We start from the raw sequence: 16,322 nt of genomic DNA on the forward strand, positions 1-16,322 counted from the left end.
GCCCACCGCATCGAGACTTCGAGCGGACTACCGCGAGACGGCGGCGGGTCCGCTCGAAGGGGTGAGCCACCGGCTCCACTCCTTCAGCAAGTGCCGGTTGTCGTCGAGCGCGCCGGACAAGAGTGCTCGCGCCTGACGCTGGGACTCCGACTCACCACGGCCCTCCCCCGGGGCCGGAGCAGCCAAGGCCAGCGCCAGCCCGGCGCGGAGGGCGCGCGCGCGGGGCCACTCCGCGCGCAGGGACAGGGCCTTGTCCACGTGGGAGAGCCCTCGCTCCAGCGTCGCCCGGCCTCCGGGAGACAGGCCCCGCTCCAGACAGAAGCGCCCGAGCGCCACGAGGTGCTCGGGCTGCGTGGGCTCCAGCTCGACGGCGCGTTGGAAGGCCTGCTCCGCCTCCGCGAAGTCCTGTCCCCCACGGAGAGCCAGCGCGTCCCCCAGGACCCGCCACGCCTGTGCCTGCTTGGGGTTGAGCTCCAACGCGCGGCGCAGGGACTTCAGGGACTCCTCCAGCACGGAGCCGGGCCGGTGGCCTTGCTTCAAGGCCCAGGCGGCCTCGGCCTGGAGCGCGGTGCCCAGGTTCATCCAGGGCTGAGGCAGGTCGGGAATCCTCGCCAGGGCGTCCTTCAGCGCCGAGCGCGCGGCGAGCACCTCCACCGCGGGCGACTGTCCTTCGAGCACCCGCATCGTCGCGCGCCAGGCGTGGGCCTCGCCCACGTTGTTCTGTCCGTAGCCCTGCGCGGGGGCCAGGGCGATGGCCGCGTCGAAGGCCTTCAGGGCCTCGCGCAGCGCGGGCTCCGCGTCCTCGCCTCGCTCCCAGGCGTCCTTGGCGCGCTCGAACCAGACGGTGCCCAAGCCGTTGTGCAGCGGCGGCAGCTTCGGGTTGATGGCCACGCCCTTCTCGTAGGCCGTCAGGGCGCTCGTCAGCGCGGGCTTTGGATCCGCGCCCGCGTCGCGGTGCCGCGCGGCGCGGGCCAGGTGCACCTCGCCCGCGTAGAACCATGGCGCGATGTGCGCTGGGTTGATGGACTGCGCGCGCTCCAGCGCCGCCGCGGCCTTGTCCAGGTCCCCCGAGGGGTCCACGGCGCGCGGATGCGAGGCACGGGCAAGGGACTCGGTGCCCAGGTTGATCCACGCCTCTGGCCGGAGCGCGTTGATGGCGACGGCGCGCTCGTGCGCGGCAATCGCCTTCTCGCGATAAGGCAGCGGATCACCCCCTCCGCCCTCTTCGTGGTCCGCCCAGACGCGGAACACCTGCCCCACGTCCGCGTGGAACTCGTAGTCGCGGGCCTCGGCGGGGATGCGCTCGAAGGCGGCGGCGGCCTCGCGCAGGGAGTCGCGTGGATCCAACCCCTTCTCCTGCCGGAAGCGCGCCCGCTGCCAGTGGACGACGGCCAGCTCATGCAGGACCCTCGGCAGGTCCGGACGCAGCTCCACCGCCCGGCGCGCGGACACCAGGGCCTTCTCCAGCACAGGCTCCACGTCGCTCCCCTGCCGCGACTGGTGCTCCGCGAGGCGGCGGTGGAAGCCCGCCAGCAGTGAGTGGGCCTCCGCGTCGTCGGGCGCCAGCGCCAGGGCCTTCGACGCGGCCTCCACGCCTCGGGCGTGTTGGAGCGGGACGTCCCCCTGTCCGTAGAGCGCCACCAGGAGCGCCCAGCCCTCCAACTGCGCGAGCGCGCGATACACCGCGGGGACACTGCGGCCGATGTCCGCCGCGTGGACATAGGCCCGCCGTGCCTCGTCGAAGTCCGAGAGCGCGCCCTCGCGGCTCCCCTTGTTCCAGCGGCCCGAGCCTCGCATCAGCAGGATGTCGCCGCGGAGCAGCGGGGCTTCATGGAACCAGGGGAGCCTCGAACCCAGCGCGTCCAGCTTCGCCAGGGCTTCCTCGGGACGGTTCTCGAGGAAGGCCAGCAGCGCGGCGACGTACTCGGGAGCGGGGACCTCCGCGCCCTCGCTCTTGCGCAGGAAGTCGCGAGCGGGCTCACCGTAGCGCTGGGTGGCCTCGCGCAGCCGGACCTCGCGCGTCGCCGCGTCCTGCTGCCGCTCCGCCTCCAGTCGGGCCTGTTGATACAGATGCGCCAGGGACAGCGCCAGGGAGTACGCGACACGAGGCTCCGTGGCCCCCGCCTTCCACGCGGTCTCCAGGTGACTCCGCGCGCGCAGGTCATCATCGAGCGCGAGGGCGCCGCGCCCCAGTGCGTAGTGGCCCGAGGTCTCCCCCATCGGGCCCGCGTCGCGCATCGCCGTCTCCAGCTCGCGCATGCGTGCGCTCAGGGCCTCGCGGTCCTGACGCGTGTCGTGCATGGGGGAGATGCCCGAGTAGCGGGCCTGGGCCTCGATGCGCTCCACCTGCTCCGTGAAGCGGCGGGCCAGGGCCTCTCGCTGCGCCACCTCCCGACGCGCGAGCACCGCCTGCCCCAGCGCGAGCAACACCACGGTGACGACACCGGTGCCCACGGCGACAGCGCGGCGGTGCTTGCGCAGCCACTTGCGCGCGCGATAGCCGGGGCCGGTGCGCGCGAGGACAGGCTCACCGTCGAGGAAGCGGCCCAGGTCCTCGGCCAGCTCTCGCGCGGAGCCGTAGCGCGCGGAGCGGTCCTTCTCCAGACACTTGAGGGTGATGGCCTCCAGGTCCACGGGGATGTCGCGGTCCAACGCGCGGGGAGGCCGAGGCTCCACGGTGGCGATGTTGCCCAGCACCTCCAGGCCATTCTCCCCGGGGATGGGCGGTGTTCCGGTCAGCAGCGCATAGAGCGTGGCGCCCAGGCTGTAGACATCCGCGCGCCGGTCCAACCGGGCCACCTCGCCGCGCGCCTGCTCCGGTGACATGTAGTGCGGCGTGCCGAGCACGGTGCCCGTCGCGGTGACACCCTCCTTCCAGTCTCGCGCGAGCCCGAAGTCCATGACGTAGGGCGACAGTGCTCCGTCGGAGGACCGCTCCACGAGGATGTTGGAGGGCTTGATGTCGCGATGGACGAGCCCCGCGCGATGGGCGGCGTGCACACCCTCCGCGGCCTCGCGCAGCACGCGGGCCTTCTGCTCGACGCTGAGCGAGTCCACGAGCGTCTGGAGCGGCTGCCCCTCCACGTACCGCATGGCGATGTAGGCGCGGCCTTGGACCTCGCCGACTTCGTACACCTCGCAGACGCGAGGGTGTGTCACCCGGGCCTGGGCGCGGGCCTCGGAGACGAACCGGCGGGCCAGCTCCGGCTCATCTCCGCGCACGAACTTGAGCGCGATGTGGCGGTGCAGCCGGGTGTCCCACGCGAGGAACACGCGGCCCATGCCGCCCTGCCCCAGGAAGCGGACAGGCGTGTAGTGCTCCCATCCCGGGACGGGGAAGGAGGGCTCCTCCGGGGTGGACCCAGGAGCAGCGCGGACCGGGTCCTTCCCCATCGTCAGCGTCGCGTCCTTGCCGGGGGCCTGCCGTCCCGTGTCCACCCGCGCCGGGCCCGGGCTGTCGGAGGAAGGAACAGCGGAAGCCACGGGGCCTCGCGTGTCCTCCTCACGGAGCATCAGGCGAAGGATGGAGGCATGGGTTTCCTCGGACAGCCGGCCTCGCTCCTTCAGCAACTCCAGCGGCCTGCGGCCCAGACGCGCCGCCTCCTCACGAAGGGCTTCGCACTCCTCACGGGAGAGGAGTCCTTCCGCGAGTGCATGGCGCAGCTCGACTTCGTCTTGCTCGCTCATCTTCCTCCTCGGACTCGGAGCCGCGGAGCGGAGCGTAGCCAAGCCACTCCGCGCCGTCGAAGGACCTGACCTGTCGGGCCAGACCAGGTGGGTGCGGGCACGACGCGGCGTCGTCACGCGGAGGACCTGGACAGTACGCGCGCTCGACCTCCCGCCTTGTCATGACGTGAGCCGGCGTTCCCCGGGCCCACGCTCCCGTGTCACACCGGGATGTCTGCGGACAGGGCGCCTCCGCTATAACGCGCCGCCATGTCCACTCTCATCCTCAGCGCCAAGGAGCTGCGCGGCCTCTACACCGTCCAGCTTGGCCTCGACGCCGTCGAGCGGGCCTTCCGCGCCCACGGCCGCGGCGAGTCCCTCATGCCCCCCAAGGTGTACCTCTCGCTGCCGCAGTACGACGGCGACTTCCGCGCCATGCCCGCGTTCCTCGACGGCGCGGCCGGAGTGAAGTGGGTCAACGCCCATCCCCAGAACCCCAAGAAGCACGGCCTGCCCACCGTGCGCGCCCTCTACATCCTCAGCGACCCCGACACCGCGTCGCCCCTGGCCATCCTCGACGGCACCCTCCTCACCGCGTGGCGCACCGGCTGCGCCGGCGGCGTGGCCTCCAAGTACCTGGCGAAGCCCCAGCCCCGCACCCTCGGGCTCGTCGGCTGCGGCGTCCAGGCCCGCGTCCTCATCGACGCCCACCGCGCCCTCTTCGGCGAGCTGGAGCTGCTCCTCGCCGACGCCTCCGAGGCCGCCGCCAAGGCCCTCCAGGCCGAGAAGGGCGGTCGCGTCGTCAGCCTCCAGGAAGCCTCCGGCGCGGACATCGTCTGCACCTCCACGCCCTCCCGCACCCCCGTGGTGAAGCGCGAGTGGCTCCAGCCCGGCGCCCACATCAACGCCATGGGCGCGGACGCCCCCGGCAAGCAGGAGCTGGACCCGCGCATCCTCACCGAGGGCCGCGTCTTCATCGACGACACCGAGCAGGCCCTCCACTCCGGCGAGGTCAACGTCCCCCTCCACGACGGCCTGCTCAGCGCCGACCGCATCGCCGGAACCCTGGGCGAGGTCGTCGCCGGCAAGAAGCCCGGCCGCACGGGTGACGAAGTCACCGTGTTCGACTCCACCGGCCTCGCCCTCCAGGACGTCGCGCTCGCCCGCGCCCTCTACGAGGTCGCCCGCGCCAAGGGCGTCGGCCAGTCGCTCGACATCGTCGGCGGCTGAGCCCCCCACGCGACACCCCGGACGTCGAGCCCTCGGTGCCCACCCCGCGCCGAGGGCTCCGCCCCACCCGCACGCCACACATGATGCAATCGTGAGACTGCTGTGAAGATGGTGACAACAGTCTCTCGCTACCTTCAGGACACCTCCAACCTGAAGGGAGCCGGACCGTGGAGCATCAGCGGAAGTCCTGTGTCTCGAGAAGCCTCATCCTGTCCCTGGCCCTGCTCTGCGGCGTCCTGAGCCCTGGCATCTCGGCGGCGGAGGTGCCCCTGATGTCGCTGCCCACGCTGTCGGAGCATTGGTTCCAGGTCGACATGCTCATCGGCACGGAGGAGATGGGGACCGGCGCCTTCCTCCCGTTCCGCTGCACCGAGGAGAAGGACGGCCTCGCGCTCGAGGCGCGCCAGCGCTACTCGAATGGCGCGGTCAGCGTGGAGGCCGCCTACCGGGTGAGCTCCATTCGCGACTGGCGGTCGACCCGGGACGTCATCCACGAGCTGGCCGCCCAGCTGGGTGTCCACGTGCGAACCGCCTCACGCACCAGCGAGGACGCCGCGCTCGGCCCCACGCTGGGATTGACCATCAACCACTGGCTCATGCGCAAGGAGACCCCGCGCTGGTTGGAGGTCTTCGCGGGGGTGCAGGGCGCCGCGCTCATGGTGCCGCACCGGGGAGAGCTCGAGGTCCCCGTGCGCGCCAGCATCGGCATCCAGGGCAACACCCCCGGCCTCAACTACATGCTCGTCATGCGCGGCGGCTGGGATGACACACGGCAGGGCTTCGACTCGCCCTTCACCGTCGGCGCCACGCTCGCCGTCGGCTTCGGGGAGAAGTGGTGACGCCCCCGTCACGACGCCAGGTCCGCGCCGTCCCGCCTCCGGGTCATCGCGGACGAGGAACGTGCTCCGCGCTCTCAGGGAAGGACGGGGTCACCTAAAACCCTGTTATTGCTGAATCTGTCCTGTTTTCGGTGACTGGACACTTTCAGTAAAAGTTCAGTATTTCGTGATTACGCGATACCTGCGGAGCGCTCGCGGCACCCACGGGAAGAGCCTTCCTCGGGCGAGCAGCGGCCCCACTACGACCTAAGGCCTCGGAGGTATCGCGTCGGACGCCAATGCCTGGCGCCCACACTTCACCTCTGGGAGCACCATGTCCACCCGTGTCCTCACGTCGTGGCGTCGCGTGCGTCCGCAGGCCTTCGTCGGCCTGTGGGCGCTGTGCGTCGCCTTCCTGTCCACGCCGTCCTCGGCGCAGACACAAACCAACTCGCAGTCCACCCAGCGCGCCATCAACTTCCTCAGCGCGGACGTCGTCACCTGGGTCAACGAGAACAACTGCGCGGCCTGCCACCGCGTGGGTGCCAGCACCTACGGCATGGCCGCCGCGCGGGCCAACGGCTACGACATGACCGTCGTCGCGGCCAACGGCCGGACGAACCAGGCCAACCTGGAGACCCTGGGCCAGCGCATCCGGAACGAGCAATTGCCCGACGGCTCGTGGATTCACACCGGCAACGCCTTCCGCAACGAGAAGACGTCCTTCGCGACCTTCGGCCTCGCCGGGTATGACCAGAACGTCTCCACGCAGTACAGCTCCGCCCTCGTCGCCGCGGCCAACTGGGCGCTGGCCACGCAGGAGGCGAGCGGCCGGTGGGTGTCGGACCACGCCAGCTACCCCGTGGACCACGGCAGCGTGCCCACCACCTCGCGCATCATGACGGGCATCGCCCAGGCCAAGCAGCGCGTGGACCCCGCGCGCGCCGCGCAGTACCAGGCCGCGCTGGACCGCGCCGCGGCCTACCTGCGCGCCAACCTGGACAACCCGGACACCAGCGCCCCCGGCAACGGCATGCCCTACACCTTCCAGGTCGCCTGGGCCGTGGTGGGCCTGAAGGCCGCGGGCCCCGGCCCCTCCAACGCGAACACGGCCGCCATCGACACGCTGGCCAACCGCCTGCTCACGCGCACCTCGCCGGGCAACCCGGGCTGGGGCGACTTGCCCAACGCCGCCGCCAACGACGTGGCCACCGGCAGCGCCATCTACGCGCTGTGCCTCGCCGGCCGCGAGCCCGCCACGGACCCGCGCGTGCGCAGCAGCATCGAGTGGCTGAAGACGCGCCAGGCCTCGGACGGCAGCTGGCGCACGGGCTCCGCGACGTTCGACATCCCCACCACCTTCGCGTCCCTGGGCCTGTCCTGCTACGGCGACTTCAGCGTGCACGTCAAAGTCGTTGGAGACGCGCGCAAGGAGCTGGCCATCGGCTCGCAGCAGGCGCAGCAGGTCACCTTCACCTTCAACGTGAAGAACCACGGCTACCAGGCGGACACGTACACGCTCAGCACCACCGGCGGCCTGCCCGGCTGGGCCTCCTTCCCCACGCCCGTCAGCCTCTTCCTGCCCGCGGGTGACGACGCGAACGTCACCGTCACCGTCACCGCGCCCGCGAACCTGCTGCCCTCGCTGCTGTCGGAGTTCACGCTCGTCGCCACCTCGGGCGGCGCGCCCGGCGTGTCGGGCTCCGCTCGCGCCACCGCGTACACCCCGCCCCTGCCGCCCGTCACGGGCCTGCCCACCACCACCCTCATCCAGACGCCCGCCGTCAACGCGCACATCATCATCGGCAACGGCAACGTGCTGTCCGCGCGCGTGCGGGACTCCGCCAACCTGCCCGTCACCGGCCCCAACCGGGGCGTCGTCACCTTCTACGTCGCGGGCATCCCCGTGGGCGGAGACGCGGACGTGGATGGAGATGGCCTGTTCACCTTCAACTGGGTGCCGCCCACCGACACGTGGACCATCACCGGCCCGCAGGACTTCCGCGCCGTCTACTCCGGCGTGGAGCGCACACCGCCCCTGGCCAACCTGCTGGGCAGCACCGACTCGCGCACCGTCATCATCGACGAGTTCCCGCACCTGACGCCCATGGTCACCATCGGCAACCCGCCGGCCTACACCCGCGAGACGACGCTGGACATCTGGGGCTACGCCACGCCGCGCGCCCCGGGCGCCGTCGTCACGTACGCGGCCTTCATCATCAACGGCTCCACCACCATCCCGCTCACCCCGGGCAACGGCGGCCTCGTCTACACCACCATCACCCTGCAGGAAGGCCCCAACATCATCCAGCTCACCGCGCGCGACAGCTTCGGCGGGGTCACCACCAAGCAGGTCAACCTCACCGTGGACCGCGTGGCGCCCATCCTCACCATCGTCTCGCCCACGAACGGCGCCTCGGTGAGCAACCTCAACGTCACGGTGACGTCGTCGGTGCAGGACCAGACGCCGGTGACGGTGGAGACGCAGTGGGTGGCGAAGTCACTGCTCGAGTTCGGCAACGGCACGGTGGAGCACACCGTCCCGATGAACGCGGGCAACCAGGTCATCCTGGTGCGCGCCACGGACAGCGCCTTCAACGTGACGGAGAAGCTGCTCACCCTCTGGGTGGACCCCGGCCAGCCGACCGTGACGACCAACCCCGGTGACGGGCAGCTCTACGGGCCGCTGGCGAACCACGCGCTCAACTACACCGTCAACGTCCAGTCCCTGTCCGCGACGACGGTGCGCATCAACGGCGGCGCGCCCATGGCGGTGGCTCGCGGCGGCGGCGCGGTGCAGACGACGCTCACGCTCAACCCGGGCGTCAACAACCTCAGCATCATCACCACCAGCGAGACGGGCGTCACCACCACCACCACGCGCACGGTGCGCTACGACGTGCAGGCCCCCACCGCCACGCTGCTCTCCCCCACCGAGGGAGGCACCGCCAGCGGCACCATCACCCTGCGCGCCCGCGTCACCGACAACTTCAGCACGGTGAGCAACGTCGGCTTCAGCCGGGACATGTCCGGCATCCGCGCGGGCTCGCTCCAGGCGGATGGCACGTGGACGGCGGCGCTCGACACCCGTGAGCTGCTGGATGGCGCGCACACCATCGACGTCTGGACGAGCGACAGCGTGGGCAACTCCACCGTCCAGCGCTTCAACTTCTTCGTCGACAACTGAGTGACATGAGACACGGGGTGGCCGCTTGCACGGGGCCACCCCGGGCCTCGAGCGTGCGTCAGGCGCCGCTCAGGAGGTTCGCCACCGTCGTGTTGCCCTCGGCGCGGGCCCGGTCCTCCGCCGTCTGCCCGTTCTCGTTGCGCGCGCTCTTGTCCGCGCCCGCCGCCAGCAGCAGCTTGACGATGGAGTCGTGGTCGTTCTTCGCCGCGGTGTGCAGCGGCATGTTGCCGCCAGCGTCCGGGAGGTTCGGGTTGGCGCCCTTCTCCAGCAGCGCCTTCACCGCGGAGGAGATGCCCACCCACGACGCCAGGAACAGCGGCGTGGCCCCGGACTCATCGCGCACGTTGACGTCCTGCTGGGGCCGGTGCTCCAGAATCATCTGGAGCGCGTCGAAGCGCTTCATCGCCGCGTAGTGCATCAGGTTCTGCGCGTCCGGCGCGACGGGCTTCGTGGTGTCCAGCCCCGTCTTCAGCATGGCGACAATCACGGACACCGGCTGGCCCAGGCCCACGGCCATGGACGCGGGGGTGACGAGCACCTTCTCGGGCGGCGTGCCCAGGTCCACCCACCCGTCCAGCGGCGCGCCCGCGTTCACCAGCGCCAGGATGAAGTCCTCCGGCATCTTGGCGAGCAGGGCATGGGCCAGCGCCGTCTCACCCTTCGAGTCCAGCGTCCCCGGCTTCGCCCCGTGGGCGAGCAACAGCTTGACGGCGTCGACGGCCATCTTCGCCACCTCTCCCGCCTTGTACTTGCCGCTCCCGGTGCGCTCGCGGAACAGCGCGACCACCTGGTGCAGCGGAGCCATGCCCCGCTTGCTCACCGCGTCGGGCCGGGCGCCCGCCTTCAGCAGCGCCTCCGCGATGCCCAGGTGGTGCGTGGTGAGCGCCAGCTCCAGCGGCGACACCACCGCCGCCGTGCTGCTCCCGTCCGCCTTGGCGCCACGCGCCAGCAGCAGCGTCACCGCGTCCAGGGCCTTGGGGAAGGAGCCCTTGATGCAGGCCTGGTGCAGCGCCGTCCACCCCTGCTCCTCGTCGCTGTCGGAGCCCTGCGCCTGGTTCACGTCCGCGCCCGCGTCGAGCAGCACCTGGAGCACCTCCGTCGAGTGCTCGCCCGCGCGCGAAGCCGCCAGGCTCAGCGCGGTCCGCCCGAACTCGTCCCGGACATTCCAGTCCGCGGACACGACTTCCTTCCGCACGGAGGCGACATCGTTCTGGGCAACGGCTTCGAGCAGGGCGGTGGACATGGGTGGGTTCCTTGCGTGTGGCAGCGAGGCTTCCTTCGCATGCCTCCGCGCTCCGAGTCACCAGGACATCGCGTGCGCCCACGAGAGCGCGCGGCCCGCGTCCAGAGGGGAGTCGCGGGCTCTGACACGATGAGAACGCGCCCCTCGTGCAAATCGCAGCAAGAAACCGGACAACTCACCGCGAGAAACCAGACAACGCGGGCTGTCCTGGAGAAGTCAGGTGCGGGGACGCGGCGCACGGGTGACGGGGTGGCTAGGTTGGACAGGCGTGGCCCCTCCATCCGCCATCCACCCGAGCACCGAGGCGGGCGCGCCGGGCGTCAACGTGACGCGGCGCTTCCACCACTCCGTGGGGGACTTCCTGCGGAGCCTCACGGGGATGGAGAAGCGCTTCTGGCTGCTGGTGGTGGCGGTGGGGCTCATCGCGGGGCTGGGCGCGGCGGGGCTGCTCAAGGTGCTGCGCTTCACCCAGGAGCTCTTCTGGCGCAGCGAGGCGGAGGACTTCCTGTCCGGCGTGGTGGCCGCGCCGACCTGGCGGCGCATGCTCATCCCCCTCCTGGGCGGGGCGCTGGTGACGCTGCTGTCGCTCGTGGTGGGGCAGCCCCTGCGAGGCCACGGCACCGCCGGCATCATCGAGTCCATCTGGGTCCGCTCCGGCCGCCTGCCCCTGCCGCGCGCGCTGCTGCGGGGGCTGGTCTCCATCCTGGCCGTGGCCATGGGCGCGCCGCTGGGCCGCGAGGGCGCGCTCCTGTCCACGGGGGCGGCGAGCGGCTCGTCGCTCGCGCAGTGGCTCGGGCTGAACGCGGGGCAGACGCGCCTGTTGGTGGCGTGTGGCGCGTCCGCGGGCATGGCGTCCGCGTACAACGTGCCCATCGGCGCGGCCCTCTTCGGGCTGGAGGTGCTGCTGGGCAGCTTCGCGCTGGAGCTGTTCGGCCCCATCGTCGTCTCGTGTGTGGTGGCGACGCTCGTCTCGCGCGTGCTCATCGCCGACCACCCCAGCTACGTCATCCCCGGCTACACGCTGCTGCACCCTCGCGAGCTGCTGCTCGCCCTGGTGCTGGGATTGCTGCTGGGCGGCGCGTCCGCGCTCTACGTGCGCGGCATCAACGCGATGTCGGACCTGCTGGACCGCGTCGCCTCCTGGCTCGCCCCGTTCCTGCCCTTGCTCGCGATGGGCGTCGTGGGTGTCGTCGCGGTGTGGCTGCCGCAGCTGTTGGGCAATGGCTATGACGCCGTCAACGCCGCGCTCCTGGGGCGGATGTCCCTGGCGATGCTCCTGCTGTTGCCCTTGGCGAAGCTGGCGCTGACGTCGCTGTGCGCGGGCGCGGGTGTCCCGGGCGGGCTCTTCACGCCCTCGCTGTTCTTCGGCGCCCTGCTGGGCGGCGCCTTTGGGATGCTGTCCGAGCGGCTGTTCCCAGGCAGCGCCCCCAGCGGCGCGTACGCCCTTCTGGGCATGGGCGCGGTGCTGGCGGGCACCACGCATGCGTCCGTGTCCGCGGTGCTGCTCATCTTCGAGCTCACCGGGGACTACCCGCTGGTGCTGCCGCTGATGCTCAGCGCGGTGGTGTCCGCGGCCATCAGCCGGCGGCTGGAGCCGGAGTCGCTCTACACCTCCGTGCTCAACCGCCGGAACGTGCGGATGCCGGCCACCATCCCCCACTGGCTGCGGCAGGAGGGGGCTCGCGCGCTGCTCAAGCCCGTGAGCAAGCGCGTCTCCCCGTCCGCCCCGTTCCAGGAGGTCGTCGCGCTGCTGCTGGAGCTCCCCGCGGGCGAGGACCTCTACGTCACCGACGCGGAGGGCCGCTACCGGGGCGCGCTGGTGCTGGACGAGCTCAAGGGCCACCTGCCGGACCACTCCCTGCTCCAGGCCACCATCGCGGAGGACATCATGGACACCCAGGTCCAGCCCATCACCCCGGAGATGTCGCTGAGCGAGGTCGCCGCCCGCTTCACCCAGACGGCGCTCGAGCGGCTGCCCGTGGTGGACGGCGGCCGGCGGCTGCTCGGAACCATCTCCAAGATGGACGTGTTGAGGCAGGGGACGTTCTAGGGGGCACTCGCATGGAGGAACACCGGGGACTGAGAGGCCCCGCCCGGGCCTGGAGCATCGCGGTCATGGCCGTGCTGTGCACCGTCCTGGCCTTCGTCCTGCTGCGCTCGCCCACGCCCGCCCGCGCCCGGCCGCCTCCGCCCGCACCGGAGACGCCCCGCCCGCTCACGCCCGAGGAGCGCCGCTCCATGTACCGGGCCTGGCCCCTGTTCGAGGGCTGGCCCCTGCCCCAGCTCCCCTCCGACGAGCCGCCGCCAGCGCCCCAGAAGCCCCCCGCGCCCGAGCAGGACCCACCCCCCAACCCCTGAGGGGGGGCCGGGCCGGGCGGCTCTCCCGGGGGGTTGCGGGGCTGAGGCGCCTGAATTCCAGGGGTTGCGCCTGTCCGCACGCGCACAAGCCCTACCTGTTCCATCGCCAAATCCAAAGACACCCTGTTAGGTTGTGACCCAGGAGGTCGTCACCCATTGCTCCAACCCCACCCCAGGGTCATGCCGATGATTGCCCCCTTCCCCCGTCGAGCCCTCTTCCTCCCGCGCCCCTCCGCACGCGCGCGCCGCCGCCCCCCGTCCACCGCTCCCCGCCGCGGGGAAGGGGAGGTGACGCCATGATGACGGCCCATCCGCTGGCGTTGCGTCCGGGGATGAAGGTCGGCCCCTGGCGGGTCATGGCGCGCCTGGGCCAAGGGGCCTTCGGCGCCGTGTTCCAGGTGGAGAACGGCGGCCGGCTGCACGCGCTCAAGTTCGCGCTGCGCGGGCCGAGCAGTGATGACCTGGACCGGACGGATGCGCGCGCCGTCCGGGAGCTCGCGTGTCTGCTCCACGCGGTGCATCCCCACGTCGTCCGGGTCTGGGCCCACGGGCGCTGGCCCGACGCCCGCACCGGCTATCACTACGTCGTCCTCGACTACGTGGAGGGCGACACGCTCTCCAACTGGGTGAAGCGCGAAGCCCCGTCCGCGCGCCGCGTGGCGCGGATGTTCTCCCAGCTGGCCTGGACGCTGGGGGAGCTGCACACGCGCAACGTCTTCCACCGCGACCTCAAGCCCACCAACATCCTCGTGCGCGCCGCCGACGACTCCCCCATCCTGGTGGACTTCGGCAGCGCCAACCACGCCGAGTCCCAGCCGCTCACCGAGGGGCCCCTCCCCCCGGGCACGCCCCAGTACCGCAGCCCCGAGGCCCTCCGCTTCCATCGCGAGAACCACTCCACGCGGGACGCGCACTACGTCTTCCGCGCCACGGATGACCTCTACGCCCTGGGCGTCACGCTGTACGAGGTGCTCACGGGGACCTCCGCCTTCTCGCGCTCGCTGCCGCGCGAGGTCCTGGCCGAGTACATCGAGACGCGCATGCCCACGCCCGCCTCCACGATGAACGAGCGCGTGCCGCTCGCGCTGGACGTCATCTCGCAGCAGCTGCTCCGCAAGCGCCCGGAGGAGCGCTACCAGGACGGAGGCGCGCTGCACGCCGCGCTCGAGGCCGCGCTCGACTCCGCGACGCTCGACTGGGACAGGCCCCTCTTCACGCGCTCCCTCGAAGAGGACTCCTCCGAGGAGACGCCCACGCCCACCAGCGAGACCGTCCTCCTCGCGCCCTGGCCCGTGCCCCTCCCCCGGCCGTCCTCGCGAAGGTCCTCGCCCACCGGAGGACGGGCGGGCCCGGACGAGGCGCCCTCCGCGTCCTTCCCCCGAGCCCCGCTGCGTGAGGCCATCGCGCGGCCTCGGCCCGCGACACACCCGCGGCGCGGACTCGCGCGGAGGCTCACGTGGGTGGGAGTCGGGGTGGGGGTGTTGGTGCTGCTCGGCTGGGTGTTCTCGCTGCTGCGCTGAGCTCACCGCGAGCGGGCCCGCACGCGAGGAAGCGCGCCGGGCCCGTGGCCTACTTCTTCTTCTGCTGCATCGCCGACGCCACCAGATTCATCAGCTTGAGCTGCACGGCGGACAGCTTCTTCAGGTTGCGCAGCAACCGCCGCATCTCCGGCGTGTCGTCCTCGCGCACCTTCCCGCTCGACTTCTCCTTCCCGGGCGGAGGCGCCGCCAGCTCATCCCCCAACCCCAGCAACTGGTGCGGCGGCACATTCAGCACCACGCACAGCCGGCGCAGGTTCTGCACACTGGGCAGCATGTGGCCTCGCTCCAGGCGGCCGTACACCTCCGACGCCATGCCAATCCGCTCCGCCACATCGGCCTGCGTCAGGCCCAACCGCACCCGGGCAGCCCGCGCCGCCGCTCCCAGCATGCTCGCCAGTTCTGTGTCCATGCGTGTGTCAGTCGTCCACGAAAGGAGGGGCCCCGCACCCGGTGCCTCGGGGGTCCCTAGATAACCCTGAAGGTCGGGTACTTTCACCATACCTTCAGCGTTTTTTCAAACGAGCCCGACGCCTCGCGTCGGGGCCTCGCGCCCCTCTCGTGGCCGCCTCTTCACGCCCGCATCACGCCGACGACGACGCGCTCTCCGCCGCATCCATCAACGCGCGCCGCCGCTCCGCCATGGTGAACAGCATCGCCAGCGGCAACCCGAGGAAGACGGCGTGCAACACGATTTGCGGAAACTGCGGCACGTCGAGGAACCACGGGTAGTACCCCCGCGCGATGAACTGGAAGTCCACCAGCCACACCGCGATGCCGAACAGCATCCCCACCGCGGCCTGGAACTCCCAACGTCCACGGCCATCCGGCGGCAGCAGCGCATCCAGGAACGAATAGAACACGCCCATGACGGCGGCGACGGCCAGGTGCACGCCCACGCCCGCCAGCACCACGCGCCCCCACGGGAAGCCGTCGGTGAACACCCGAGGCCCCAGCAACACCGCCGCGGACATGCGCACCGGCCGCCACGGACTGTCGCCCGACGCCAGCGCCACCACCATCTCCGCCAGCCCCAGCACCACGCCCGCGACCATGCCGAACAACACCCCGTTCGTGGCAGACCAAGGGGTGTACCTGCGCCGTGCCGTCATGGCTTCTCCTTGTCCGGGGCCGCGCCGCCTCCCTCGCGTCAACGTGGGCACGCCCACTCCGAGCGGGCAGCCAGGACACGGCGGTGGCTCAGGGCACCGCCTCCTCACTTGATGCGGGGACGGGCACCCGGAGTCCTCTCGCCCACGCCCCCTTCACCCGGCCAGCGAAGCCTTTGGGCGCCTGTCGTTTCTTCTGGGCGAGGGGGATGGGTTTGTAACTCCTTCAGCCACGAGCCCCTGCCTGCCAGCCCGCCCTCCACAGCGAAGCGACCTTGGGCACGGCATTGGCAAGGGAATCAGCGCAGGCAGCACCCATCGGCACCGGCACATGACGCGACCCCTCCAGCGTCCTCAGGGACCTCATCGCATCCACTACTCGCCACAAGCCTGGCGAGAGGTGGGACGCATGAGCGCGGAGGACTTCGGCGCGCTCCAGGCCGCGCTGGAGCAGTTGGGAGGAGGCATGGCCTCCGGGACGTGGCCACCGGATGAGCACCCGGGCCTCCATGTCCTGCCTCGCCACGGGCTGGTGCTGGGCTACGCGTGGGATGAGCCCTCGCGCACGCTGACGCTGCTGTCGCTGGAGCGACAGAGAGTCGAGGCGACCTGAAGCCCCCGCCTCACGCGGCGATGGGCATCATGCTCCGCACGGCTTCCAGCAGCTCCTCCACGGAGAACGGCTTGCGCAGCAGGCCGTTGGCCCCGGGCGGCACGTCGGTGGTGACGGCCGTGAGCACCATCACCGGGACGTTGCGCAGCCGGGGGATGGCTTGTCGGCGGACGAGCAGCTCGTGCCCGTTCATCTCCGGCATCATCAAGTCCAGGAGGATGAGCCGCGGCACGTACCGCACATCGGAGAGCTCCTCCATCGCCTCTCGCCCGTTGGAGGCGACAGTGACGTCGTAGCCCTCACTCTCGAGGATTTCCGCGATGGCGGCCCGGATATCGTCTTCATCCTCCACCACGAGCACGGAGCCGTGCTTCCCAGCGCTGGCCATGGGGCACAGCATAGAGTCCCCCTCCCCCTCAGGGCGACTCGGCGACCGCCGCGACGCGGCGAAAGTGGACAGATACCCACCCGGAGGCGCCACCCCCCAGGGTTCATCCGGGATGCCCGGCCGCCCGGCACGGGAACGTACATTGCCTCACGGGAACATCCGGCCCCAGGGG

12 protein-coding genes are annotated in these 16,322 nt (G+C 71.3%); 7 read left to right on the plus strand and 5 right to left on the minus strand.

All coding sequences use genetic code 11. The annotated features are described in order from the left end of the window. Positions 1 to 27 precede the first annotated feature (27 nt). The gene (locus tag MYSTI_RS40165; protein WP_015353619.1) at positions 28 to 3,687 is read right to left on the minus strand and encodes a serine/threonine-protein kinase; all 3,660 of its coding nucleotides are present in this window, start codon (positions 3,685 to 3,687) and stop codon (positions 28 to 30) included. A 249-nt stretch (positions 3,688 to 3,936) separates the two neighbouring features. Here MYSTI_RS40165 and MYSTI_RS40170 point away from each other — a divergent pair, with 249 nt between their 5' ends. From MYSTI_RS40170 to MYSTI_RS40180, 3 genes are all read left to right on the plus strand, one after another. After that, positions 3,937 to 4,896, plus strand: a complete 960-nt coding sequence (locus tag MYSTI_RS40170) for an ornithine cyclodeaminase family protein (protein WP_015353620.1) — start codon at positions 3,937 to 3,939, stop codon at positions 4,894 to 4,896. A gap of 167 nt (positions 4,897 to 5,063) precedes the next feature. Further along, the gene (locus tag MYSTI_RS40175; protein WP_015353621.1) at positions 5,064 to 5,735 is read left to right on the plus strand and encodes a hypothetical protein; all 672 of its coding nucleotides are present in this window, start codon (positions 5,064 to 5,066) and stop codon (positions 5,733 to 5,735) included. A gap of 313 nt (positions 5,736 to 6,048) precedes the next feature. Continuing rightward, a complete protein-coding gene (locus MYSTI_RS40180) occupies positions 6,049 to 8,901 on the plus strand; it encodes an Ig-like domain-containing protein (protein ID WP_015353622.1) in 2,853 nt (950 codons plus the stop codon). 58 nt (positions 8,902 to 8,959) lie between these two features. Here the strand turns inward: MYSTI_RS40180 and MYSTI_RS42535 are convergent, their stop codons facing one another. Continuing rightward, positions 8,960 to 10,144 carry an ankyrin repeat domain-containing protein gene (locus tag MYSTI_RS42535; RefSeq protein ID WP_015353623.1) on the minus strand — a complete coding sequence of 395 codons (1,185 nt, stop codon included), beginning with the start codon at positions 10,142 to 10,144 and terminating at the stop codon, positions 8,960 to 8,962. A gap of 325 nt (positions 10,145 to 10,469) precedes the next feature. Here MYSTI_RS42535 and MYSTI_RS40190 point away from each other — a divergent pair, with 325 nt between their 5' ends. From MYSTI_RS40190 to MYSTI_RS40200, 3 genes are all read left to right on the plus strand, one after another. Further along, positions 10,470 to 12,194, plus strand: a complete 1,725-nt coding sequence (locus MYSTI_RS40190; protein ID WP_044901012.1) for a chloride channel protein — start codon at positions 10,470 to 10,472, stop codon at positions 12,192 to 12,194. 11 nt (positions 12,195 to 12,205) lie between these two features. Further along, positions 12,206 to 12,502, plus strand: a complete 297-nt coding sequence (locus MYSTI_RS40195; RefSeq protein WP_015353625.1) for a hypothetical protein — start codon at positions 12,206 to 12,208, stop codon at positions 12,500 to 12,502. A 296-nt stretch (positions 12,503 to 12,798) separates the two neighbouring features. Then, positions 12,799 to 14,022, plus strand: a complete 1,224-nt coding sequence (locus MYSTI_RS40200) for a serine/threonine-protein kinase (RefSeq protein ID WP_015353626.1) — start codon at positions 12,799 to 12,801, stop codon at positions 14,020 to 14,022. Between the two features lie 49 nt (positions 14,023 to 14,071). On the opposite strand, the gene MYSTI_RS40205 is transcribed toward MYSTI_RS40200, so the two are convergent. Then, entirely contained in the window at positions 14,072 to 14,452 is a 381-nt protein-coding gene (locus MYSTI_RS40205; protein WP_015353627.1) for a helix-turn-helix domain-containing protein, read from the minus strand. 172 nt (positions 14,453 to 14,624) lie between these two features. Next, positions 14,625 to 15,152: a hypothetical protein gene (locus MYSTI_RS40210; RefSeq protein WP_015353628.1), complete on the minus strand. Its 528-nt coding sequence runs from the start codon at positions 15,150 to 15,152 to the stop codon at positions 14,625 to 14,627. A gap of 406 nt (positions 15,153 to 15,558) precedes the next feature. Between MYSTI_RS40210 and MYSTI_RS40215 the strand changes: the two genes are divergently transcribed. After that, positions 15,559 to 15,762, plus strand: a complete 204-nt coding sequence (locus MYSTI_RS40215; protein WP_044901014.1) for a hypothetical protein — start codon at positions 15,559 to 15,561, stop codon at positions 15,760 to 15,762. Positions 15,763 to 15,772: 10 nt separating this feature from the next. Here the strand turns inward: MYSTI_RS40215 and MYSTI_RS40220 are convergent, their stop codons facing one another. Beyond that, positions 15,773 to 16,162, minus strand: a complete 390-nt coding sequence (locus MYSTI_RS40220; RefSeq protein ID WP_015353630.1) for a response regulator — start codon at positions 16,160 to 16,162, stop codon at positions 15,773 to 15,775. Positions 16,163 to 16,322: the final 160 nt, after the last annotated feature.

Source organism: Myxococcus stipitatus DSM 14675, from assembly GCF_000331735.1.
In the GTDB taxonomy this organism is placed as follows: domain Bacteria; phylum Myxococcota; class Myxococcia; order Myxococcales; family Myxococcaceae; genus Myxococcus; species Myxococcus stipitatus.